Genomic DNA, 22,743 nt, shown 5'->3' with positions numbered 1-22,743 from the left:
GCCCTATCTTTCGGATTCCGGTGTCTAGGGATGCCGGCACTACGCGTGCCGGGGGCGCATCAGGGAGGTTCGCGCCGAAGGGCGGGAGGTATCGGGCGCGAGGATCGCGAGGACGCGGACGAGGGTCGCCATCCACAGCAGTCCGAGCCCGACGACGATGGCTTCGACAGCGGTGGTCGAGTACAGCCCGAACGGGACCCACAGCACGATCGCGACCGCGAGGAGGAGGCCCACCCCGATCGACGTGATCAGCAGAGCGCGTGGTCGCCCGGGGATCGATGCCACGGTGGTCGCCGCCGCCACGGCGAACAACACGAGAGTCGCGAAGGCGGCGATGTCGTGCGGGAGCGGCACCCGGTGCAGCGGCAGCAGCCCGACCGCAGCGAGCGCGACGCCCGTCGCCGCCCATGCCCCGACCACGACGGCGAGCCGAGGGAGGGCGGTATCGCCGAGGAGGCGGTGCAGGTCGCGGCCGATGTACGACCCCACGGTCGCGACGAGGAGGCCGGCGACCAGGAGGGTTCCGTTGAAAGCCCACGACCCGGAGCCCAGCTGCGAGAAATTCTCCTCCCACCATCGCGGATCGGCCGCCGTGACCATGGCGAAGAGCGTGCCGATCACGAGGAACCCGAACAGCAGCGCGGCGAGATCGACCGTGCGAAGGTCGACACCGGCCCCGAACGCGAAGCGCCCACCGACGGCCGAGGCCACACCGGTCAGGAGCCCACCCCCGATCGCGGCGAGCTGCAGCCCCTGAAGGCCCGCCGCCAGAACCTCGGCGGTCAACAGCACGCCCATCATCGTGACGGCTCCGAACGCGACGGTCAGGGCGATCGACGAGAGGTCGGACACCACCGCCTGCCAGCGCGGCATGGGCGCCGTCTCCCCACGCCGGTGCATCAGCGTGCTCGTGAGGAAGGCCGCCGCGGCGATCACCCCCGCGATCACCGCGGCCGGCATCGCGAGGGCTTCCGTACCCGTGAGCGGGCGCGCGGCGGGACCCAGGATCAGGATGCCGGCGATCGTGCCGAGGACGAAGCAGATCACGGTCGCCCAGACCGCCGTGGTCTCGCCGCGCAGCCTCGCGTCCTGATCCATGCGCCCATGCAAGCACGCACGACGGACGGACGGAACCCCGCTCCCCGCCGCCCGCGCACTACCGTGGAGGCATGCGCATCCCCGCCGCGATCCGCGCCTCCCAGCGCTCTCCGCTGCTGCAGGTCGTGAAGTCGGCCGCAGCGACGATCGCCGCGTGGCTCATCGCCGGATGGGTCTTCCCCGCGCAGCTGCCCGTCTTCGCCGCGATCGCCGCCCTCCTGGTCGTGCAGCCCAGCGTGAACCAGTCGCTGTCAAAGGCGCTCGAACGCAGCATCGGGGTGATCGCGGGAGTCGTGATCGCCGTCGCCCTGGGCCTGCTGTTCGGTTCGCCGACCTGGATCGTGCTGCTCGCGATCGTCGTGGCGATGCTGGTCGCGTGGGTGTTCCGCGCCTCACCGGGAACGGGCAACCAGGTCGCGATCTCGGCGATGCTGGTGCTGGCGCTGGGCTCGTCGAGTCCTGAATACGCGTTCGCGCGCATCGTGGAGACGCTGATCGGCGTGGCCATCGGCATCGTGGTGAACGCCCTCATCGTCCCTCCCGTGCTGGTCGCTCCGGCACTGCGGGATGTCAGCCTCCTCGGGCGCGAACTCGCCGCGAGCCTCGACCGACTCGCCGTCGCGCTCCCGGAACCGCAGACGCCCGCACAGCTGCAGGAACTGATGCTCGAAGTACGCCTGCTGCGGCCGATGAAGGATGCCGCGGACGCCTCCATCGCCGCCGGAGAGGAATCGCTCACGCTGAACCCTCGGCGCTCCACGCATCGCGCGGAGCTGCGGGAGATGCGGGAGCTCCTCGAGCGGCTGTCCCCCATCGTGACCCAGACGATCGGCATGACCCGGGCCTACTTCGACCACTACGACGACACGATCGGCGAGGAGCCGGCCGTGGTCGCGATCGCCGAGCAGCTGCGGCGGGCCGGGCACGACGTCCGCCTCGCGGTGCAGGTCGCCGAGGCATCGCCGGAACCCGAGACGTTGACCTCCACGATCCCCGCGCTCACCGCCCCGCTCGTGCTGCGCCCGCCGTCCTCCCAGCACTGGATCCTGATCGGCTCTCTCATGGAGGATCTGCGCCGGATCAGGGGTGAGCTCCTCGACGAGGACTGACCCGTCGGCCTTTCTCGTCGCGCAAAGTGTTGCATCCGACGCCGACTTCGGACCATTCACGCGATTCGAAAGCCGCTTACCCTGGAGGCATGTCCGACGTCACCGTTGCCGAAGCCCTCGACGAACTCGCCGCGCTCGAGGATCCGAAGATGCGCGCCGCCAACGAGAAGCGCGGCGACGACCACGGGATCAACCTCAGCCGGATGCGCGCGTTGGCCAAGAAGATCAAGACGGACCAGCCTCTCGCGCAGGAGCTGTGGGCGACCGGCGAGACCCCGGCACGGCTGCTGGCCCTGCTGATCTGCCGCCCGCGCGACTTCACCGCCGATGAGCTCGACGCCATGCTGCGCGAGACCCGCCCGCCGAAGGTCAACGACTGGTTCGTGAACTACGTCGCCAAGAAGACACCGCTGGCCGAGGAACTGCGGCTGCGCTGGTTCGACGACGCCGACCCGACCGTGGCCGCCGCCGCCTGGTCGCTCACGACCGTGCGGGTGATGAAGGACGCGGACGGACTCGACCTGCCGCACCTGCTGGACCTGATCGAGCGCGACCTGAAGGATGCACCGCCACGGCTGCAGTGGGCCATGAACGAGACCCTCGCCAACATCGGCATCTTCCATCCGGACCACCGCGCGAGGGCCCGGGACATCGGCGAGCGTCTGCAGGTCCTCGCCGACTACCCGACCGCACCGGGCTGCACCTCGCCCTTCGCGCCACTCTGGATCGACGAGATCGTCCGACGCCGCGAGGGCTGAGGCGTCCCCGCGTGTGGGGGCTGAGGCGCTCATCCTGTGGAGGCTGAGGCGCTGAAGGAGAACTCACGCCCTGAAGGAGAACTCACGCCCTGAAGGAGAACTCACGCTGTGAAGGAGAACTCACATCCTGAAGGAGAACTCCCGCCCTGAAGGTCCGCATCCGGGATCCGCTCCTTCATTCCGCGAGTTCTCCTTCAGGAGCCGCGTTCGCCCGGACGGATACGTGTGGGCGCTGGATACGCTGAGGTCATGAGCACCCACATCGCGGCAGAGCCCGGTCAGATCGCCCCCATCGTCCTGTTCCCCGGCGATCCGCTGCGGGCGAAGTGGATCGCCGAGACGTTCCTCGAGGATGCAGAACTGTACTCCGAGACGCGCGGAATGCTGGGCTTCACCGGCACTTGGGAAGGGCACCGCGTCTCGGTCCAGGGTTCGGGGATGGGCCAGCCCTCGATGGCGATCTATGCGAACGAACTGTTCGACTCCTACGACGTGCAGACGATCGTGCGGGTCGGCTCGTGCGGAGCGCTGACCGAGGATGTGCGGATCCGCGACATCATCATCGCCAACGGCGCCAGCACGGACTCCGGCATCAACCGGGTGCGCTTCCACGGACTCGACTATGCGCCCGTGGCCGACTTCTCCCTGCTGCGCGCCGCGGTCGAGGCGAGTGAGGCCGAGACCCTCGAGTCGACCGTGCACGTGGGGCAGCTCTTCTCGAGCGACCAGTTCTACAGCACCCGACCCGAGCTCACGGAACCCTTCGTGCGGCACGGCATCCTCGGCGTCGAGATGGAGGCCGCCGGTCTCTACACGCTCGCGGCGTACTACGGTCGGCGTGCCCTCGCGATCTGCACCGTGAGCGACCACATCGTCACCGGCGAGCAGACGACCGCGCAGGAGCGCGAGCAGACCTTCGGAGACATGATCCGCATCGCGCTGCGCGCAGCGACCACGGTCTGACCACCACGCAGCGACGGAGACCCCACGCTACGAAGGAGAACTCGCGATTCGAAGGAGCGATTCCCCGGACGAGTCCTTCGAATCGCGAGATCTCCTTCACAACAGGCGGCAGGACGGCAGGGCGGCGGGACGAACGGAACGGACGGCGGATGGGATGATCGAGGGACCATGACTTCCTCGCCGCGGCTCGACCCCGCCATCGTTCCGGACGCCGCGGACCCGGACGCCGTCTACCTCGCATTCGTCGAATGGGCGGAGTCGACCGGCATCCGGCTGTATCCCGCGCAGGACGAGGCGGTCATCGAGATCGTCTCCGGCAACAACCTGATCCTGTCCACCCCCACCGGCACCGGGAAGTCGCTCGTCGCGATCGGCGCGCACTTCAGCGCACTGGTCGCCGGACGGCGCAGCTACTACACGGCACCGATCAAGGCACTCGTGAGCGAGAAGTTCTTCGCGCTGGTCGACGTGTTCGGGGCCGAGAACGTCGGGATGGTCACGGGCGACTCTGCGGTCAACGCCGACGCGCCCATCATCTGCTGCACGGCCGAGATCCTCGCGAACCTCTCGCTGCGCCAGGGCGCCGATGCCGACGTCGGCCAGGTCGTGATGGACGAGTTCCACTTCTACGCCGACCCCGACCGCGGGTGGGCGTGGCAGGTGCCGCTGCTCGAGCTGCCGCAGGCGCAGTTCGTCCTGATGTCGGCGACCCTCGGCGATGTCACCGAACTCGCGGCGGACCTCACCCGTCGCACGGGCCGCGAGACGGCGACGGTCACCGGCGTCGAGCGCCCTGTGCCCCTGCACTTCTTCTACGAGACGACCCCGATCCACGAGACGATCGACGATCTGCTGAGCACCGGGCAGGCACCGATCTACATCGTGCACTTCTCGCAGGCGGCCGCGATGGAGCGGGCCCAGGCGCTGTCGAGCACCAAGGTCGCGACCCGCGAGCAGCGCGACGAGATCGCGGCGCTGATCGCCCAGTTCCGTTTCACGACCGCGTTCGGAAAGACCCTCTCCCGCTTCCTGCGCGCAGGGATCGGCGTGCACCACGCGGGGATGCTGCCGAAGTACCGCCGCCTGGTCGAGCAGCTCGCCCAGCGCGGACTGCTGCGCGTGATCTGCGGCACCGACACGCTCGGCGTCGGCATCAACGTCCCGATCCGGACCGTGCTGCTCACTGCGCTCACGAAGTTCGACGGCTCCCGGATGCGGCAGCTCAACGCCCGCGAGTTCCACCAGATCGCCGGCCGCGCGGGCCGTGCGGGCTACGACACCGCGGGCACGGTCGTCGCGCAGGCCCCCGAGCACGAGAGCGAGAACGTCGCGGCCGTGAAGAAGGCCGGCGACGACCCGAAGAAGAAGCGCAAGATCGTCCGCAAGAAGGCCCCGGACGGTTTCGTGTCGTGGGGTGAGCCGTCGTTCCGCAAGCTCATCGACGCGGTGCCGGAGACACTGACCTCGCACATGCAGATCACGAGCGCGATGATGCTCAACGTGATCGCCCGTGGCGGCGACGTCTTCGCCAATATGCGCGCGCTGGTATATGACAACCACGAGCCGCGGAAGCGCCAGCGCGAGTTGGCGCTCCGGGCCATCGGCATCTACCGCACCCTCCGCGAATCGGGCATCGTCGAGAAGACCCCTGACGGCGACATCCGGCTCACGGTCGACCTGCAGCCGAACTTCGCGCTCAACCAGCCGCTGTCACCCTTCGCCCTCGCCGCGTTCGAGCTGCTCGACCCCGACCCGACCGCGGGCACGGGCACCGGCTCCTACGCTCTCGATATGATCTCGATCGTGGAGTCGACGCTCGACGATCCGCGCGCCGTGCTGAGCCAGCAGGAGTTCCTGGCCCGCGGCGAGGCGGTCGCCGCGATGAAGTCCGAGGGCATCGAGTACGACGAACGGATGGAGCTGCTCGAGCAGATCACCTACCCGAAGCCGCTCGATGAGCTGCTGTCAGCCGCGTTCGAGACGTTCAGCGCGGCGCAGCCGTGGATCCGCGACTTCGAACTGCACCCCAAATCCGTGGTGCGCGACATGTACGAGCGAGCCATGTCGTTCGGGGAATATGTCGCGTACTACAAGATCGCGCGGTCCGAGGGCGTGGTGCTGCGCTACCTCTCCGATGCCTACCGTGCGGCCTCGCAGACCATCCCCGAGGAGTTCAAGGATGAGGATCTGCGCGACCTCATCGAGTGGCTGGGCGAGTTGGTCCGCCAGGTCGACTCGAGCCTGCTCGATGAGTGGGAGGAACTGGTCGCGGGCGTCGACAACGGGCGCTTCGATCCTCACGCGCCCGACGAACCGATCGTCCCACCCGCCCCGAAGCGCCTCACGAGCAACATCCGCGCTTTCCGCATCCTGGTCCGGAACGAGCTGTTCCGCCGTGTGCAGCTCGCCGCGCGGGACGACGTCGACGGGCTCGCCGAGCTCGACCCCGGTTTCGGAGCCGACGCCTGGTCCGACGCCCTCGACGGGTACTTCGCCGACCACGACGAGATCCTCACCGGTGCGGACGCCCGCAGTTCGAAGCTGCTGGTCCTCACCGAAGGGCCGACCACCTGGACCGCGCGGCAGATCCTCGACGATCCCGCCGGCGACCACGACTGGGGCATCACCGCGACGATCGACCTCGCCGAGTCCGACGACGCCGGTCAGGCCGTGGTCACGGTGACCGGAGTCGACCGGCTGTAGCGGCGTCCGGTCGTCAGGCCTGCAGGACGGCGAGCACGTTGCCCGCAGGGTCGCGGAACCACGCGATGTCTGGGCCCTGACCGTTGCCGCGCACGATGCCACGCGAATCGGACGGGAACTCCTCGTCGCTGTAGATCTTGGTCTGCACCCCGCGCGCGATGAGCTCGTCCACTGCGGCGTCGACATCCGCCACCGGGAAGTTCAGGATCGTGAAGCTCGCCGGTGTGTGGTTCGGCTTCGCGTAGACGAGGATCGACCCGCCGCGGGGCAGCCGCAGGTCGAGGAACCCCATCGCGTTGACCTCGACGTCGAGGCCGAGGGTCGTGCCGTAGAACTCTTTCGCCGCATCGATGTCGTCGACGCTGAATCCGCTGAACGCGCTGTCCGCTGTGAAGGCCGCCATGACTCCAGGATCCGCCGTCCGCCGCCGATTGTCGAGGCCTTCATCGCCGCGGGTGCGGCACCAGGCGGTCGATCGCCTGCAGGGGGTCGAACAGCGCGCCGAGTCCGCCGCGCACGAGCAGCGCATGTACTCCCAGACAGATCGCGATCACCGACGCCGTCAGCACGAGAGGGCCGATGGCTTCGAGCACCGGCGTCGTCCTCCAGCCCGCAGCATCCAGCCCCGCATCGATCAGGGCGAGGGGCATCATGTGCAGCACGTAGATGGGCAGGGTCCGCCGGCCGATCCAGCGCAGCGCTCGGGCGACCACCTCGAGGTGCCGGTCCAGGAGCACGCTGAGCGACACCCCGCACGCCACGGCGATCAGGGCGAGCGCGGGCCACACCCCCGGCAGCAGACGGAGGGTCAGGCCTGCCACGAGCGCCAGCGCCGCGACGTAGACGGCGGCGAGCGCGAGCGTGCGCCACACCCCGACGCTCTGCGCGAAGCGCTCGACGACCGGACGCCCCCGAAGCCCGAGGAGGAAGAAAAACAGGTTCTGCACCAACTGCCAGAGGTTGCCGAGGTCGGGGATGACCCCGGCACCGGCGACCGCCGCGATCACGAAGGCCACCGACAGCACGACGGCCGTCGGGAGGCCGCGCGTGAGCCGACCGATCGTCAGGTAGACCGCGAGCGCGAGCAGGTACCAGAGGTTCGTCGGGCTGAGGGTCAGCTGCGCGAGCAATTCCCATCCGTCGTTCGCCCGTGCCGTGTCGAAGTCGGGCGTCAGGGCGAGCACGAACGTCTGGATGAGCACCCACACGACGTAGAGCAGGGCGAGGCGCCCCGCTCGACGACGCCAGGAGCGTGCGCCCACGTCGAGCACCGCCCGGGCGGCGAACACCCCGGATACCAGGAAGAACAGCGGGATCCGCAGCGGGAGCAGCTGCGCGTTCAGCATCACCCAGACGTTTGTCACGGGTCCCGCGCCGGGCATCTCGACCGCGACCTTCGTCACCACGTGCCACAGCACCACGAGGATGATGCAGATGCCCTTCGCGACATCCGGCCAACCGACCCGCGGCGCACGCGCGCCGGTCACGACGCCGCACGCACGAGCCGCGCCACCAGGTCGACGTAGGTCACGCCCGCCGCCGCGAACATCCGCGGCACCTGCGAGGCGGCCGTCAGCCCCGGCATGGTGTTGACCTCGTTCAGCAGCGGACCCCGATCGGTGAGGAAGAAGTCCATCCGTGCGACCCCGTCACAGCCGAGGGCGTCGAAGACCGCGATCGCCGCCCGCTTGAGCGCCGCCACCTCGGCCGCGTCGAGCTGAGCCGGGACCGTGAACCGCGCGCTGCCGTCGTACTTCGTGGCGGTGTCGAAGAGCCCGGTCGCGTGGATCTCCAGGGGCGGGGCCGCCCAGCGGATACCCCCCTTCTCGCGCAGCACCGCCACGTCGATCTCGCGTGCCCGCACGACCTCCTCGACCAGGATCCGCCGGTCGAAGCGCGCCGCCTCCCGCAGCGCCGCGAGCAGCCCACCCTCCTCGCTCACCAGACTCACGCCGTGGCTGGATCCGGCCGACACCGGCTTGACGACGACCTCGCCCTCGAACTCCACGTCCCCGATATCCTCGGCGGCGACCAGACGACCGCGGGCGGTACCGAGGCCCACTGCTTCCGCGACCAGCTTGGTGGTCCACTTGTCCATGCCGATCGCGCCCGCCCGCAGGCCCGACCCGACCACGCGCACTCCGGCGAGTCCGCACAGGGCCGCGAGCGCGCCGTCCTCCCCGAGCGCGCCGTGCACCGCCGGGAAGACCACGTCGGTGCGGGCGAGCAGCGGAAGCGCGAGCGCCAGCGACTCCGCCGCCGAGACCCCGGTCGGGATGCCGTCGGCCCTCCACACCCCCTCTCGATCGATCGTCGCACTCGTGACTTCGTGATCGCCCATGCGCAGCGCGGCGGCGACCGCGGCCGCGGAGGCCAGCGACACCTCGTGCTCGGCGTTCTGCCCCCCACCGATGACCAGGACCCTCGTGGTCATGCCACACTCCTCTGCACTCGTGCTCCGATGCCGGTGACGACGGTGTGCGGGATGCTGCCCGCCCACCGCGCCCACTCCTGCACCGACGGCACGACTCCCCCCTCGGGTCCGAACACCGTGGCGACCGTGCCGCGCGGAACCGGCACGGCGCCGGTATCGATCACGATCTGATCCATCGACACCCTCCCCACGATCGGATACCGGGCCCCGTCGATCGCCACGGCCGCCTCCGCCGCGAGCTCCCGCGGGATCCCGTCCGCGTATCCGACGCCCACGACGCTCAGGTGCGTCTCCCGTTCCGTGATGTGCGCGCCCCCGTAGCCCACCGCCGTCCCGGCCGGGACGAGCGCGCTGTGCACGACCGGGGCGGTCCACCGCGCGGCACCGGCCAGCGCCGTCGCCCCGGAGGGGTCGATACCCACCAGCCCCGCACCGATCCGCACCATGTCGAAGTGCGTCCCCGGATCGGTGAGCGCGCCGGACGTCGCCGCGAGATGCACGAGCACCGGCCCGAAGCCGGCCCGGAGCACGGCGTCCCTGCCCTGCCGAAAGCGCAGCACGGCCGCCGCGTTCGCCCGGGGGTCGGCTTCGTCGGCACGAGGCAGATGTCCCATCACACCCACCACCTCGACCCTGCCCCGCCCCGCGCGTGCGGTGCGGAACAGCTCCTCCCAATCGTCGAGCGGACACCCGCCCCGGGCCATCCCCGTATCGAGGTGCAGGTGCACGCGGACCGGATCCACGGCGTCGGCGATCAACTGGCGCAACTCCTCCACAGAGCCGACCGCGACGTCGATGCGAAGCGCCGCGGCCGTCTCCGCATCGGCCCCCGAGGGGTTCAGCCACGAGAGGATCGGCACGGTGAGCCCGGCATCACGCAGGGCGACGGCGTCGGCGACATCGGTGACCCCGAGCCATTCGGCGCCGGCGGCGACCGCGGCCTCGGCGACCGTGACGGCGCCGTGCCCGTAGCCGTCGGCCTTCACCACGGCCATGATGCGCGCGGAGCACGTGGCCCGCACCCGCCGTACGTTCTCGGCGACGGCCTCCGGGATGGTCTGCAGCGTCGGGGCATGAAGGCGGGAGAGAGTCACCCGCGGGGCGGGCAGGAGGGTGGTCATCGCTTCGTCCTCGGGTCGGCGGTGGGGTCGGGCAGCATCTCGGGGCAGCCCTGGTCGACCGCCTCCGGACGCAGCTCGTAGTGCCACGACTCATTGGCGTAGATCTGGCAGAGCCCGTAGCGCCATCCCCGCTGGACGAGCCAGTCCAAGGCGGGCAGCGGACCGAGGTCGACGGCGTCGCCGGTCACATGCTCCGATGTCTCCGGAGTCGCCACCCATCGCCGCGCTTCCGCCTCGGAGCCGTACTGCGCGATCGCGTCCTGCAGCATCCGTTCCTGCAGCGCGGGGGTGCGCCATCCACTGTTCACCCGGAACGTGACCCCGTCGGCCTCCGCATCCGATGCGGCACGCTGCAGCGCCGCGAGCAGCGACGCGTCGAGGTTGCCCACGGCGACCCGATCGACGTCGAAGACGGTCGGCTGGTCGCCGTCGCGGATCACCCCGTCGGCCTCGCTCGGGGCGATGACCGACCCTTCGCTCTGCCCACTCGGCCGGGGCGTGGAAGAGGGCAGCGGACCGGTGCGCTCGGCATCGGCGAAGGCCGCGGACAGCGACTGCTGGACGACGAAGGCGACGATCACGGCCAGCGCGAGGCCGATGAGGACCGAAGCGGTCCGGCGGCGGCGGGCTCGCGGTGTGAGGGAGGTGGTGCGGGTGTTCATGCTCCCAGTGAAGGAGGACGCGCGTTGCGAGGACGTATGCGCTTTTCCATATGCTCCCGATATGCCCCACTGCGTAGGATCGCAGCCATGCGTGTACTGATCGTCGAGGACGAGCCCTACCTCGCCGAGGCGGTGCGGGATGGGCTGCGCCTGGAGGCGATCGCGGCCGACATCGCGAACGACGGCGACACCGCGCTGGAGCTTCTGAGCATCAACTCCTACGACATCGCCGTGCTCGATCGCGACGTTCCGGGCGCGTCCGGCGACGACATCGCGCGGTGGATCGTGGCCTCCGGCACCGGCATCCCGATCCTGATGCTCACGGCGGCCGACCGTCTCGACGACAAGGCCACCGGATTCGAGATCGGTGCCGACGACTACCTGACCAAGCCCTTCGAGCTGCGCGAGCTCGTGCTGCGTCTGCGTGCCCTGGACCGACGCAGACAACGATCCCGGCCGCCCGTGCTCGAGGTCGCGGGGCTGCGCCTGGATCCGTTCCGTCGCGAGGTGTACCGCGACGACCGCTACGTCGCCCTCACCCGCAAGCAGTTCGCCGTGCTGGAGGTGCTCGTCGACGCCGAGGGAGGGGTGGTCAGCGCCGAGCAGCTGCTGGAGCGCGCCTGGGACGAGAATGCCGACCCGTTCACCAACGCGGTGCGCATCACCGTGTCCTCGCTGCGCAAACGTTTGGGTGAGCCGTGGCTGATCTTGACGGTGCCCGGCGTCGGATACCGGATCGGGACGGACGCCGATGCCTAGGCGGCGCGGGATGAGTGCCCGGCTCAAGCTCACGCTGAGTTATGCGGGGATCGTCGTGGTGTCGGGCATCCTGCTGTTGGGAGCGGTGGTCTTCTACCTGTTGCGGTATGTGCCGGACACCGTAGAAGTATTTCCCAACCGCAGCGACCTCATGAGGGTATTCGTTCCTGTCGCTGCGATAGCAATGCTTGTCCTGTTCGTGATCGGGCTAGCCGGAGGCTGGATCCTCGCCGGACGCATGCTGGCACCGTTGGGGCGTATCGGCGACGCAGCGCGGCTAGCAGCGCAGGGATCGCTTTCACACCGAATCATGCTCCCCGGCCCCGGCGATGAGTTTCGCGGCCTAGCTGACGTCTTCGATTCGATGCTCGAACAGCTCGAGGCCCACGTGGCCGAGCAGCAGCGGTTCGCCGCGAACGCCTCGCACGAGCTGCGGACTCCGTTGGCGATATCTCAGACCCTTCTCGAGGTAGCCCGCGACGATCCCGACCGCGACGTCGATGCACTGATCTCTCGTCTGCAGGAGGTCAACACTCGCGCGATCGACCTGACCGAGGCGCTCCTGCTGCTCAGCCGCGCGGATCAGCGGACGTTCCCCCGAGAGATCGTCGACCTCTCGCTCCTCGCGGAGGGCGCGGTGGAAGCGCTCGTGCCGCTCGCGGATCGTCGTGGCGTCGCCATGGAGGTGGGTGGTGTCCCGGCCCCGGTGCTCGGCTCCACCGCCCTCCTGCCGCAACTGGTGACGAACCTCGTTCTCAACGCGATCGTGCACAACCTGCCGTCCGGCGGAGCTGTCGCCGTGCGCACGCACGCGATGCCCCACGCTGTCGCACTGGTCGTCGAGAACACCGGCGAGGCGCTGCCGGCGCACCGCGTGGCCACCCTCGTCGAGCCGTTCCAGCGCGGCGCCGACCGCACGCGCGGAGACGACCATGCCGGTGCCGGGCTCGGCCTCGCGATCGTCGACCGCATCACGCAGGCCCACGGCGGGACTCTGGTGCTCACGCCTCGCACGGACGGCGGCCTGAACGTGACGGTGTGGCTGCCGCATCCATACCCCGAGTCATTAGCCTGACTATTCATTGGCGCTGTATCGCCCCATCCAGCGGGCGAGAATCTGCAAGACGACCGGATGTCGGTCCGCCCTCAGTTCCGCCGCTGTGTATATTGTGACCGCGGTCCGGGGAGAACTAAGAAGGGCCGCGCAACGAAGAAGACCGGAGAATGCAATGAAAAAGTCTAAGAAGATCCTCGGTATTAGCGCTGGTGTCGCACTCGCGCTCGGACTCCTCGTGGGAGGCGGATCCCCCGCCTACGCGGGAACCTGTTCGAAGATCACACACAGCAACGGCAGCCTCACCGCTACATGCGTGGGCCAGACGACCATCAAATGGAAGTGTTCGACCGACCTCTGGAACACGGTCAACAAGAAGACGATTCCCTTTGGCGCGTCAGGCGGCAAGGTCACTTTTAAGGCGTGCGATGCAGGCTTCCCGTATGAAATTTCTGTGAGCTAATCCGCCTCCGAAAGACATCACAAAGTGTGAAGACCCTCGTGATCGAGACGGGTAGGACAGACGTATCCCACGAAGGTCTTCGCACTTTCTTTCTTCAATTGCCAATCGCGCCCGTTCAATGGAATCTGCCTCCATGGCATTGAAGACCGCTCGGCTCAGGCCACGCGAGGGTCGCGCGTCGCGGCGAGCTCGCGTCCGTAGATGCGGGCGTCGGACTCGGCGTTCTCCTTGAGCTCGCGCGCAGTGTCAGCGAAGGCGTCGAGCGCCGGATTCACGCCGACCAGCGTGAACGGACGCTGCACCACGCGCAGATCGAGGCCCCAGGCGTCTTCGAGCACGCGGCGCAGCCAGCCGGTGGAGTGGTCCCAGCCCTCCTTCGGCGAGCCGGGCGAGTAGTTGCCGCCGAGCACGGTGACGAGCGTCGCAGGCTTGCCGTTGAGCGCGGTGCCGGTCGGGTCGATGCGTGAATCGGTGTAGGACAGGTCGAACCACGTCTTGAAGTGCTGCGAGACGCCGTAGTTGTACAGCGGCACCGCGAACAGAAGCGCGTCTGCACCGATCAACTCGTCGGCGAATGTCGAAGCGAGCGCGCGGGCGTCGCGCTGCGCGGGGGTGCGCTGCGCCTCGTCGACGAATCCACCGGTCACGGCGTCCGCCCACGCGGTCGCCGGCACCGGGTCACTTGCCAGGTCGCGGCGGGTGACGATCGAGTCGGGGTGGGACGCGGTCCACTCGGCCTCGACGAGGTCGGCGAGCGCCCGGCTGGCGGACGACGTGGGAAGGATGCTGGCATCCAGGCGGAACAGGGACATGGCCTACCTCTCGTTTTCGTAGTCGCTATGTTTTTCTTAGCGACACTGCTTAACGTAGCACGGGTAGGATGGGGGAATGGCCGAGGTCGACGAAGAACGTCAGGTGTGCGACGTCGCCGTCACACTGGCGTTCAGCGTGCTCGGGAAAAGGTGGAACGGCATGATCGTGTCGTCACTCGGCGGTGGGCCGTCCACGTTCGTCGCCCTGCGCCGCGCCGTCGCCGGCATCAGCGACACCGTGCTCTCCGATCGGCTCGCTGAACTCTCCGATGCCGGACTCATCGCGCGCACGGTCGACGCGGGCCCGCCGATCACCGTCTCCTATGCGCTCACGCCAAGTGGCGAGGGGCTCCTGCCGATCCTGGACCAGCTCGGCCGATGGGCCTCCGCGAACCTCGCCACTCGCGCCCACTGAATTCGTATCCGCCACCCCGGCGAGGGCGTCGCTCCTCGCTGTCGCTCAGCCCGTCCGGGCGTCGGAGACGGTGAGAGCGGGGATGATCATGGTCTTGATCGCTTCCGGATCCGTCTTCGCCTTCATCAGTGCATCCTCGACGCCGTCCAAGCCGTATCGTCCGGTCACGATCCCCGAGGTGTCGACGATGCCACGGGAGATCAGGTCGATCGCCGTCGGCCATGTGTTGACGTACCGGAAGGTACCGGTGAGCGTGATCTCTCGGTGCTGCAGCATCGCGACAGGAACGTCGAGCTGATTACCACCCATGCCGACGAGGACCGCGATGCCTCCACGGACGATCGTCGGCAGCGCGGCACGGATGGCCTGGGCGCTGCCCGATGCATCGATGTAGATGTCGAAGTACTGGTCGAAGCGAGCGAGCCCGTCGCCCGCGGAGTCGATGACCTCGTCCGCCCCTCGTGCGCGGGCGAAGTCCCGCCGTTTCGCGATCGGATCACTGATGACGACCTCGACGGCACCGAACGCCTTCGCGACCTGCGCGGTCAGGACCCCGATCGGGCCGGCTCCGGTGATAAGCACCCTCGCGCCCGCCGTGACACCTGCACGACGGGCCGCGTGGATCGCCACCGAGACGGGTTCGGCGAGCGCGCCCTGCTCGTCGGTCATGGCCGAGGGAATCTCGTGCGCGAAGTCGGCGTCGACGATCACGAACTCCGCGAAGGAGCCGTCGACCGGCCAGGCGCCGAAGAAGCGGATGCTCGGGCACAGGTGATAGGCGCCGCGCTTGCAGAAGCGGCAGGCGCGACACGGCGTCTGCGGCTCCACAGCGACCCGCGTCCCCACGCGGCTCGCATCGACGCCCGCACCCACGGCGACGATCTCCCCCGCGGTCTCGTGCCCGAGCACGACATGGTCCCGGACGACGATGTCTCCGACGGCACCCGATTCGAAGAAGTGGGTGTCCGAGCCGCAGACGCCGACCGCGGTGACCTTGATGAGGACGCTGCCCGCACCCGGGGAGGGGACCGGGCGACTCTCGAGCTCTACGCGCTTCGGCCCAGTGAGCACGCTGGCGTACATGGTGGAAGGAACGGACATGGGTGGCACCTTTCGGTCGTGCGGGCTTTCAGCCTTTGACAGTGCCGGCGGTGAGACCGCCGACGATCCAGCGCAGTGAGAACACCGCGAAGAGAATCCCGGGGATGAGGGAGACGACCGTGGCCGCTGCCATGGGTCCCCAGTCGATGGATTGCGCGGAGATGTACTGCTGGATCCCGGTCGTGATGACCTGCGTGTTCTTCCCCGCCAGCACCAGCGGCAGCGTGTAGCTGTTCCACGCCCAGACGAAGGAGAGCATCAGACTCGCGCCGAGGCCCGGTGCTATCAGTCGCAGGAGCACGTGACGGAAAGCGGTCCAGCGCGTGCCCCCATCCATGGCCACCGCTTCTTCCAGCTCGCCGGGCAGATCTTCGATGAAGGAGCGGAGCATCCACACCAGCATGGGCAGCGTGACGAGTTGATACGCCAGGATCAACCCCAGATGAGAGTCGTACAGGCCCGTCTTCTGGAACAGCAGATACAGCGGCAGGATGATCAGCAATTCGGGAGCGAATCGCAGGGACAGGATCCCGAACGCGATGTTCTCGCGTCCCCGGAACGAGAAGCGTGCGAGTGCGTACGCGGTCGGAAGGCCGATCACGACCGTCACGAGCAGCGACCCCACCGTCACGATGAGCGAGTTCGCGAACGGGGCCATGAACTTCGCACCGCTCAGCACCTCGACGTAGTTCGTCAACGTCGGAGTGAAGGCGAAGGTGGGCGGGTAGGCGACGATGTCTTCGGCCTTCTTGAACGACATCATCACGATCCACACGAGGGGCGCGAGCGCGAAGACGCTCCACATGCTCAGCGACGCGATCACCGCACCGTGCCGCAGGAGCTTCTTGCGACGACGGGACCGGGCGACGGAACCGCTCGGAGAGGCGTTCATGCTCCCGCCTCCGCCCGACGCGCCCGGAGCAGCACGGACGACAGCAGGTTGCACAGCACCCACAGCACCACGAGGGCCGCCATCGCCGCGCCGAAGTTCATGTTGCGGATGCCGTCCAGGTAGGCGAGCACATGAAGGTTGGTCGTCGCGTCCACGGGCCCACCCTTGGTCGTCGTGTAGATGATGTCGAACATCTTCAAGGAGTCGATGCCGCGGAACGCGATGATCACGATGAGCACGGGCACCAGCATCGGCAGCGTGATGGAGAAGAAGTTCCGGACCGGACCCGCACCGTCGACCGCGGAGGCCTCGCGAAGCTCCTGCGGAACGCTGCGGAGGCCGGCCTGTGCGAGGAGCACGACGAACGGGGTGAAGATCCAGATGTCGATGATCATCACCGACCACAGGGCGCTGTCGAGGCCGTTGAGCCAGAGCAGTCCGGGATGGCCGACGGCTTCGAGAAGCCAGTTCACGACACCGTTCTCGGTCAGCATCACCTTCCACATCAGCGCGGCGATCACCGGGGGCAGCAGGAGCGGCAGGACGATCAGCAGGCGGAAGGTGCTGCCGTACGGACCGTAGTTCAGCAGCATCGCGAGTCCGATGCCGAGAACGCACTCCACGCTCACGACGACGGCGGCGTACAGCAGCGTGATGCCGATCGCGTGCAGCCCCTCCCCGGTGACGAACAGGTTCAGGTAGTTCGCGCCACCGTTGAACGTCGGCGCACCCCGGTTCAGTCGGTAGGACGTGAACGACCACCAGACACCGGTGAGGAAGGGGTAGAGCACCGCCACGAGAACAGCGAGTGCCGGCAGGACGAGCAGGTACGGCAAATGAGGTTTGGGCTTCATGACTCTCTGTCCACTCCGATCGTCATCTCCGGTCCGCCGAGGTCACTCGATCGCCGCGTCGATCTTCGTCGCCGCGTCATCCAGAGCGTCTTTCACGGATGCCTTGTCGAGCAGCGCCGACTGGATCGCGGTCGCCCAGATGTCACCGACCGTCGTCCAGCTCGCAGACGGCGCGTACGGCCACTCCGCGTAGTCGGTCAGGGTCTTCTTCCAGACCTCGTTGTAGTCCCCCCAACCTTCGGTCGCGGCGGAGAGTTCAGGGCTCTCGGCGACGGAGAGGCGCGTCGGGTTGAGGTTGCCGTTCGCGATGGAATCCGTCAGCAGCTCCTTCGACGTCGCCCACTGGATGAACTGCCAGGCAGCGCCCTTGTGCGTGGACGCCGCGTTCATGCCGAGCGACCAGACCCACATGCTCGACGAACGCCCCTTCGGCCCCTCGGGCGGCAGTGCGTAGCCGACCTTGCCCGCGATCCCACTGCCCTCCTTCTCGAAGTCGGGGGCCATGTGGTCGGCGTCAATGTAGAACGCGGAGTTCCCGGCGAGGAAATCCTGCTGTGCCTCGTACCACGTGTAGGTGCTCGCCGCTTCCGGCGCGGTGCGCATGAGTTCGATCCACTTGGTGACGGCCTCGTTGCCCGCCTTCGAGTTGACGGTGGCTTTGCCGTCGGTGATGTCCTGGACGCCGTAGGCCCCGGCGAACGTGGAGAACGGGTTCAGGGTGGGGTAGGTCTTGTCGCCGCGACTGACGAACCCGGAGATGGTCTTGCCGTCGAACTCGGTGCCGTCGAGCTTCTGCGCGGCGGCGATGAGCTCGTCGATCGTCTGTGGCACCGCGACGCCTTTGGCCTCGAGGATGTCCTTTCGATAGAAGAGGGCGTAGCCTTCCTCGTTCGCGGGAATCGCCCAGAGACCTCCTTCGCCCGCACCGTCGAACTCCGTGGTGTCCCACCGCTCCGCTTCGATGAGCGAGGGGAAGAAGTCGTCGAAGTCGTAGTCCGGAGCTGTCTGCGTGTCGTCGTCGACCCACGGCTGCAGGTCTTCCATCCAGCCGGCCGCGGCGTACTGGTAGTTCATCGGCTGGGAGGTCATGAAGACGTCGTAGCCGGCCGCGCCGGACTGGAGCTCGGTGAGGATCTTCACCATGTAGTCGGACTCGGTCAGCGTCTCGATGTCGACGTCGATGCCGGTCTTCTCCTCGAAGTCGGACACGTGGTCGAGGACGGCGTCGGAGAGGGGATGCTCGCTCATGAGGATGCTCAGCTTCTCGCCGCTGTAGTTCGTCCAGTCGAACGACGAGACGTCGGTCGAGGACGTCGTGCTGTCGCTCGGCGCGCAGCCGGCCAGGAGGCCGGCGGTGGTGAGGACGACGACGGCGGCGGTGATGCTGTGGGCGCGCGCACGCTTTCGGCTGTTGTTCATCGATACTCCTTCGAACTGCGACGGGTTCCGTGTGACTTGCGTTCGAGAGTACAGGGAATGTCCTCATGTGAGTCACTAGAGTGCTCATATGTGCACAACTCTTTCAACAACCGAATCTGTGCAGTATGCGTACGCTGCCGTCCAGAATCTCCAGCACGGACGATCGACCATCGAGATCGCCGAAGAACTCGGCATCTCGCGATTCCTCGTGGGGCGGATGATCCGGCGAGCGCGCGAGGACGGTCTCGTCGAGGTCCGCACCCGCCTGCCGGAGCCCATCGCCCCCGAGCTCTCGAAAGCACTCAGCCGCGCCTACGGTCTCGAATCGGCGTTCGTGGCCCTCACCCCCTCGAACGACGAGACACGCACCCGCACGACGATCGCGAGCATCGGTGCACGCTTCCTGAGCGAGACCATCGGCGAAGACGCCATCGTGGGTCTCGGCCCCGGGCGGACGATCCTCGACACGTGCGGCCGCATCCGGGAGGTGGCCACCTGCGACGTGGTCCAGCTCACCGGCTTCGCCTCGGTCGACGCGGGGACGCACCTCGAAGCGATCAGTCAGCTCAGCGGCGTCGCCAAGGGGAGGATGTTCGCCCTCCCCGCCTCGTTCGTCACCCGCAGTGCCCGCTCGTGGGACGCGGTGACCCGGGAGCCCGCCGTGCAACAGGCCCTGGCGCGCATCGACCACATCGACATGGCAGCGCTCACGGTCGGTGGCTGGCCGCGCAGCTCACTGCTGGCTTCCCAGCTCGACGAACTCGACGAACTCGCTCCCCTCCTGCGCCGAGGGGTGGTCGCCGAACTGGGCACGACCCTGCTCGACATCGACGGCAACGAGGTCGACGGCCTCCACCGACGCCTGATCGGGATCACCACCGCGCAGCTGGAGCGCACCCCGACGCGCATCGCCCTCGGCGGGGGTGCGGGCAAGCAGCGCGCCGTGCTCGCCGCCCTGCGATCCGGACTCGTCACCACCCTGATCACCGATGAAGGGACGGCGCGTGCCGCTCTCGACGCGCTCTGACCCGCGCCCTCACCAGGGGCTGGGCTCGTAGTCCTTCAGGAACACGCCGTGGATGTCCTCCCCGGCCTCCCCGCGCACGATCGGGTCGTACACACGGGCGGCACCGTCGACCAGATCGAGCGGCGCGTGGAAGCCCTCTTCCGCCAGCCGGACCTTCGTGTAGTGCGGGCGCTCGTCGGTGATCCAGCCCGTGTCGACCGCGGTCATCAGGATGCCGTCCTTCTCGAGCATCTCGCCGGCGCTGGTGCGGGTGAGCATGTTGAGCGCGGCCTTCGCCATGTTCGTGTGCGGGTGGCCCGGCCCCTTGTAGCGGCGGGAGAACTGCCCCTCCATCGCCGAGACGTTCACGACGTAGGTGCGACGCGCCGCGGAGGCGGCCATCGATGCGCGCAGGCGGCTGATCAGCAGGAACGGGGCGGTCGTGTTCGCGAGCTGCACCTCGAGCATCTCGAGCGGGTCGACCTGCTCGATCGACTGCACCCAGCTGTTGACGCGATTCACATCGGGCACAAGTCCGCCGGCATCGATCGCGGTGCCGTCCGCGTGCTTCTCGAGGGAGGAGGACCCGGGGGCCATCGCGAGGCGAGCCAGGTCTTCGGCCGTGAGCGCCTGGCCACCCTGCTCCGCGACGGTGCCGCCGAGCGCCGCCACCGACAACAGCGGATGCGAGTCGACCGAGGCCTGCAGCGCCTGCGGGTGCGGATCGACCGTGTGCCCGAACGTCTCCATCTCGGGCAGCGGTCCGTCGGGGAGCGGCTGCAGCTCGGCATCCGCGAGCAGCGAGTACGCCCCCGGCGAGCGCCGTACGGTCTGGGCGGCGTTGTTGATCAGGATGTCGAGCGGACCCTGAGCGGCGACCGAGTCCGCGAGCCCGATGACCTGTGCCGGGTCACGCAGGTCGATGCCCACCACCCTCAGACGGTGCAGCCAGTCGGCGGAATCGGGCAGCGCGGAGAACCGGCGCACGGCGTCGCGCGGGAAGCGCGTCGTGATCGTGGTGTGCGCCCCGTCTCGGAGCAGACGCAGCGCGATGTGCATGCCGATCTTGGCGCGGCCGCCCGTGAGCAGGGCGCGCTTGCCGGTGAGGTCGGTGCGGGCGTTGCGCTTGCCGTGGCTGAAGCGGGCGCAGTCAGGGCAGAGCTGGTGGTAGAACGCGTCGACCTGCGTGTACGGCTGCTTGCAGATGTAGCAGTTGCGCGGCTTGAGGAGCTCGCCCGCGATCGGGGCGTCCACGACGCTGGTGGCGAGGTCGTGGCCCCGGGTCTCGTCGTCGATGCGGTCCGGGGCACCGGTGGCGGTGCGGGCGACCACGGCCTTGTCGGCCTCGGCGATCGCGTCGCGGATCTCCTTGCGACGCACGCGCTTGACGGCCTTGAACATGGCCGCGGTCGCGTGGCGCACCGCGACGAAGTCCGGGTGCTCGTTGTCGATCGTGTGCAGTTCGGCGAGCACGCGCAGCGTCGTGGCGAGGTCGTCCGGGTCGATGCCGGCGCCGAGTTCAGGGTTCGCGTCGGTCACCATCCCGATTTTACGCGAGTTTCCCCGCCCCCCCCGCTCAGGCGATGCCGCCGCCGTCCACCACCAGGGCCGAGCCGGTGACGTACGAGGAGTCGTCGCTCGCGAGCCACACCACGGCCTGTGCGACCTCGCTCGGCTCTCCCATCCGGCGCAGCGGGCGGTCGGCGGCCTCGGCGAGGAAGGCGTTCGTGTCCTGCGCGAGCTGACGCGCCTCGTCGCGCAGCATCCCGGTGTTCACGTCTCCGGGGTTGACGGAGTTCACGCGGATGCCGGCGGGCCCGTGGTCGATCGCGAGCGCGCGGGTCATGTTCACCACGGCGCCCTTCGACGCGCAGTACGAGATCGCCTGGCCTCCGCCCTTGAGGCCCCACCCCGACCCGGTGTTGATGATCGAGCCGCCTCCGGCCGCTTCCATGATCGGCACGATGTGCTTGCACATCAGGAAGATCGACCGCACGTTCACGCCGAACACCCGGTCCCACTCCTCGACGGTCGTCTCCACGGCCGTGGTGCGGCGGATGATGCCCGCATTGTTGAAGACGACGTTCACGCCGCCCAGCTCGGCCACCGCGGTGGCGATGACCCGCTCGATGTCGGCCTCGCTCGCGACGTCGGCGGCGATCGCGATGGCCGAGCCACCCGCCGCACGGATCTCCGCGGCGACGCCTTCGGCCGCCTCCGCGTTCAGGTCGACGACGGCGACGGCAGCGCCCTCCGCGGCGAGCGCGAGCGACGTGGCACGACCGATGCCTCCGGCGCCGCCGGTGACGATGGCCTTCTTGTTCTCGAGACGCATGGGGTGTCCTTTCGGGTTCGTTCCGCCGGATCGGTCAGGCGGGGGTCAGTTCGGGGGCGGTCACGGCGTAGAGGCTGCGGGTGCCGACGCCGGTGATGATGCGGACGTGTCCGGCGAGTCTCGCATCCAGATCAGGGTCGCCGGTGTCGACGAGAAGGGGCCGGCCGTGCAGGTCGATGAGCTTCTGCTCCGGTGCGACGACCAGGAGCGGATCGGGGCCGATGGCGCGCAGGACCGCGGCCGAGAGCTGCTGGTTGCCCCGCCCGAGCAGGAATCCTTGGCCGCCGATCACGGTGATCACGGCCTGGGCCGGGCCCTGCGCGATCTGGGCGAGGAGCTCCTGCTCGCTGGCTCCCCGCACGCGCACGGCACCGTCGAGGACGACGTCGACACCGAGGGGGGATCCTTCGACGCCGAGCTGCCTCGCGATCTCGGCCGTCGTGCCGCCGGGTCCGAGCAGATAGCGGACGCCCGGGAGCATGCGCGCCACGGCTCCCCGCGCGGCGGCTTCGACGGCGGCGGCCTCGGTGACCGGCGTCGCGGCCTTCCGTGCCTGCGTCCGTCCGGCGCGGTAGGGCACCCGGAGCATCCCGTACAGCGTCGGGTCGACACGAGCCTGCCGCATCGCTGCCTCGTCGATGTCGAGCACTTCGCGGTCGTCGGTGGGAAGTCCGTCCCGGTCGATCCAGTCGGCCGCGATCGCCCCGGCCGCCCGCGGGCTGACCGCGAACACGGGCGAGTACATCTTCACGCCCGCCGGAACCCCGAGCACGGCGGGCGTGGAG

At 68.6% G+C, this 22,743-nt stretch carries 22 protein-coding genes; 8 read left to right on the top strand and 14 right to left on the bottom strand.

The genetic code is table 11. The features are described from left to right. Positions 1–39: 39 nt before the first annotated feature. Positions 40–1,098: a DUF998 domain-containing protein gene (locus E0W80_RS07935; RefSeq protein WP_131492012.1), complete on the bottom strand. Its 1,059-nt coding sequence runs from the start codon at positions 1,096–1,098 to the stop codon at positions 40–42. A 71-nt stretch (positions 1,099–1,169) separates the two neighbouring features. Here E0W80_RS07935 and E0W80_RS07930 point away from each other — a divergent pair, with 71 nt between their 5' ends. The 4 genes from E0W80_RS07930 to E0W80_RS07915 all read left to right on the top strand — a co-directional run bounded on the left by E0W80_RS07930 (position 1,170) and on the right by E0W80_RS07915 (position 6,631). Then, on the top strand, positions 1,170–2,207 hold the full coding sequence (locus E0W80_RS07930) for an FUSC family protein (RefSeq protein WP_047523288.1): 1,038 nt from the start codon (positions 1,170–1,172) through the stop codon (positions 2,205–2,207). 89 nt (positions 2,208–2,296) lie between these two features. Beyond that, positions 2,297–2,965 (top strand): DNA alkylation repair protein, encoded by a 669-nt coding sequence (locus tag E0W80_RS07925; protein ID WP_131492011.1) that lies wholly within the window; start codon positions 2,297–2,299, stop codon positions 2,963–2,965. A 249-nt stretch (positions 2,966–3,214) separates the two neighbouring features. After that, a complete protein-coding gene (deoD, locus tag E0W80_RS07920) occupies positions 3,215–3,928 on the top strand; it encodes a purine-nucleoside phosphorylase (protein ID WP_131492010.1) in 714 nt (237 codons plus the stop codon). Positions 3,929–4,096: 168 nt separating this feature from the next. After that, the gene (locus E0W80_RS07915) at positions 4,097–6,631 is read left to right on the top strand and encodes a DEAD/DEAH box helicase (protein ID WP_131492009.1); all 2,535 of its coding nucleotides are present in this window, start codon (positions 4,097–4,099) and stop codon (positions 6,629–6,631) included. Positions 6,632–6,644: 13 nt separating this feature from the next. Here E0W80_RS07915 and E0W80_RS07910 read toward each other — a convergent pair whose 3' ends face one another. The 5 genes from E0W80_RS07910 to E0W80_RS07890 are packed head-to-tail and all read right to left on the bottom strand — an operon-like array spanning position 6,645 to position 10,848. Further along, complete coding sequence (locus E0W80_RS07910; RefSeq protein ID WP_131492008.1) at positions 6,645–7,034, bottom strand: VOC family protein; 390 nt, start codon at positions 7,032–7,034, stop codon at positions 6,645–6,647. A gap of 40 nt (positions 7,035–7,074) precedes the next feature. Continuing rightward, the gene (locus E0W80_RS07905) at positions 7,075–8,118 is read right to left on the bottom strand and encodes an acyltransferase family protein (protein ID WP_131492007.1); all 1,044 of its coding nucleotides are present in this window, start codon (positions 8,116–8,118) and stop codon (positions 7,075–7,077) included. Beyond that, a complete protein-coding gene (locus E0W80_RS07900) occupies positions 8,115–9,065 on the bottom strand; it encodes a D-alanine--D-alanine ligase (protein WP_131492006.1) in 951 nt (316 codons plus the stop codon). The genes E0W80_RS07905 and E0W80_RS07900 overlap by 4 nt, the downstream gene beginning before the upstream one ends. Then, entirely contained in the window at positions 9,062–10,186 is a 1,125-nt protein-coding gene (alr, locus tag E0W80_RS07895; RefSeq protein ID WP_131492005.1) for an alanine racemase, read from the bottom strand. The genes E0W80_RS07900 and alr overlap by 4 nt, the downstream gene beginning before the upstream one ends. Continuing rightward, a complete protein-coding gene (locus E0W80_RS07890; RefSeq protein WP_131492004.1) occupies positions 10,183–10,848 on the bottom strand; it encodes a M15 family metallopeptidase in 666 nt (221 codons plus the stop codon). The genes alr and E0W80_RS07890 overlap by 4 nt, the downstream gene beginning before the upstream one ends. A gap of 87 nt (positions 10,849–10,935) precedes the next feature. On the opposite strand from E0W80_RS07890, the gene E0W80_RS07885 reads away from it, so the two are divergent. Next, positions 10,936–11,607, top strand: a complete 672-nt coding sequence (locus E0W80_RS07885) for a response regulator transcription factor (protein ID WP_131492003.1) — start codon at positions 10,936–10,938, stop codon at positions 11,605–11,607. A gap of 10 nt (positions 11,608–11,617) precedes the next feature. After that, a complete protein-coding gene (locus E0W80_RS07880) occupies positions 11,618–12,682 on the top strand; it encodes a HAMP domain-containing sensor histidine kinase (RefSeq protein WP_131492002.1) in 1,065 nt (354 codons plus the stop codon). A gap of 597 nt (positions 12,683–13,279) precedes the next feature. Here E0W80_RS07880 and E0W80_RS07875 read toward each other — a convergent pair. Then, positions 13,280–13,936 (bottom strand): NAD(P)H-dependent oxidoreductase, encoded by a 657-nt coding sequence (locus E0W80_RS07875; protein WP_131492001.1) that lies wholly within the window; start codon positions 13,934–13,936, stop codon positions 13,280–13,282. 76 nt (positions 13,937–14,012) lie between these two features. Here E0W80_RS07875 and E0W80_RS07870 point away from each other — a divergent pair, with 76 nt between their 5' ends. After that, complete coding sequence (locus tag E0W80_RS07870; protein ID WP_131492000.1) at positions 14,013–14,351, top strand: helix-turn-helix domain-containing protein; 339 nt, start codon at positions 14,013–14,015, stop codon at positions 14,349–14,351. Positions 14,352–14,396: 45 nt separating this feature from the next. Here the strand turns inward: E0W80_RS07870 and E0W80_RS07865 are convergent, their stop codons facing one another. Genes E0W80_RS07865 through E0W80_RS07850 form a run of 4 tightly spaced genes read right to left on the bottom strand, consistent with a single transcriptional unit; the run spans position 14,397 to position 18,617 of the window. Continuing rightward, a complete protein-coding gene (locus tag E0W80_RS07865) occupies positions 14,397–15,452 on the bottom strand; it encodes an NAD(P)-dependent alcohol dehydrogenase (protein ID WP_131491999.1) in 1,056 nt (351 codons plus the stop codon). A 28-nt stretch (positions 15,453–15,480) separates the two neighbouring features. Continuing rightward, positions 15,481–16,344 (bottom strand): carbohydrate ABC transporter permease, encoded by an 864-nt coding sequence (locus tag E0W80_RS07860; RefSeq protein WP_131491998.1) that lies wholly within the window; start codon positions 16,342–16,344, stop codon positions 15,481–15,483. Next, positions 16,341–17,198 carry a sugar ABC transporter permease gene (locus tag E0W80_RS07855; RefSeq protein WP_131491997.1) on the bottom strand — a complete coding sequence of 286 codons (858 nt, stop codon included), beginning with the start codon at positions 17,196–17,198 and terminating at the stop codon, positions 16,341–16,343. The genes E0W80_RS07860 and E0W80_RS07855 overlap by 4 nt, the downstream gene beginning before the upstream one ends. Positions 17,199–17,240: 42 nt before the next feature. Next, positions 17,241–18,617: a sugar ABC transporter substrate-binding protein gene (locus E0W80_RS07850; RefSeq protein WP_131491996.1), complete on the bottom strand. Its 1,377-nt coding sequence runs from the start codon at positions 18,615–18,617 to the stop codon at positions 17,241–17,243. Between the two features lie 118 nt (positions 18,618–18,735). Here E0W80_RS07850 and E0W80_RS07845 point away from each other — a divergent pair, with 118 nt between their 5' ends. Further along, on the top strand, positions 18,736–19,644 hold the full coding sequence (locus E0W80_RS07845; RefSeq protein WP_165875421.1) for a sugar-binding domain-containing protein: 909 nt from the start codon (positions 18,736–18,738) through the stop codon (positions 19,642–19,644). Between the two features lie 9 nt (positions 19,645–19,653). On the opposite strand, the gene E0W80_RS07840 is transcribed toward E0W80_RS07845, so the two are convergent. From E0W80_RS07840 to E0W80_RS07830, 3 genes are all read right to left on the bottom strand, one after another. Continuing rightward, positions 19,654–21,165 (bottom strand): SDR family NAD(P)-dependent oxidoreductase, encoded by a 1,512-nt coding sequence (locus E0W80_RS07840; protein ID WP_131491994.1) that lies wholly within the window; start codon positions 21,163–21,165, stop codon positions 19,654–19,656. A gap of 34 nt (positions 21,166–21,199) precedes the next feature. Further along, positions 21,200–21,958, bottom strand: a complete 759-nt coding sequence (locus E0W80_RS07835; protein ID WP_047523305.1) for an SDR family NAD(P)-dependent oxidoreductase — start codon at positions 21,956–21,958, stop codon at positions 21,200–21,202. 34 nt (positions 21,959–21,992) lie between these two features. Beyond that, on the bottom strand, positions 21,993–22,743 hold a 751-nt coding region (locus E0W80_RS07830; RefSeq protein WP_205802319.1), incomplete at its 5' end, for an NAD(+)/NADH kinase.

It is taken from the genome of Microbacterium sp. PI-1 (assembly GCF_004337555.1).
GTDB classification, from domain to species: domain Bacteria; phylum Actinomycetota; class Actinomycetes; order Actinomycetales; family Microbacteriaceae; genus Microbacterium; species Microbacterium aurugineum.
Note: the sequence above shows the minus strand (reverse complement) of the source record. Positions and strands in the feature narration are given on the sequence as shown.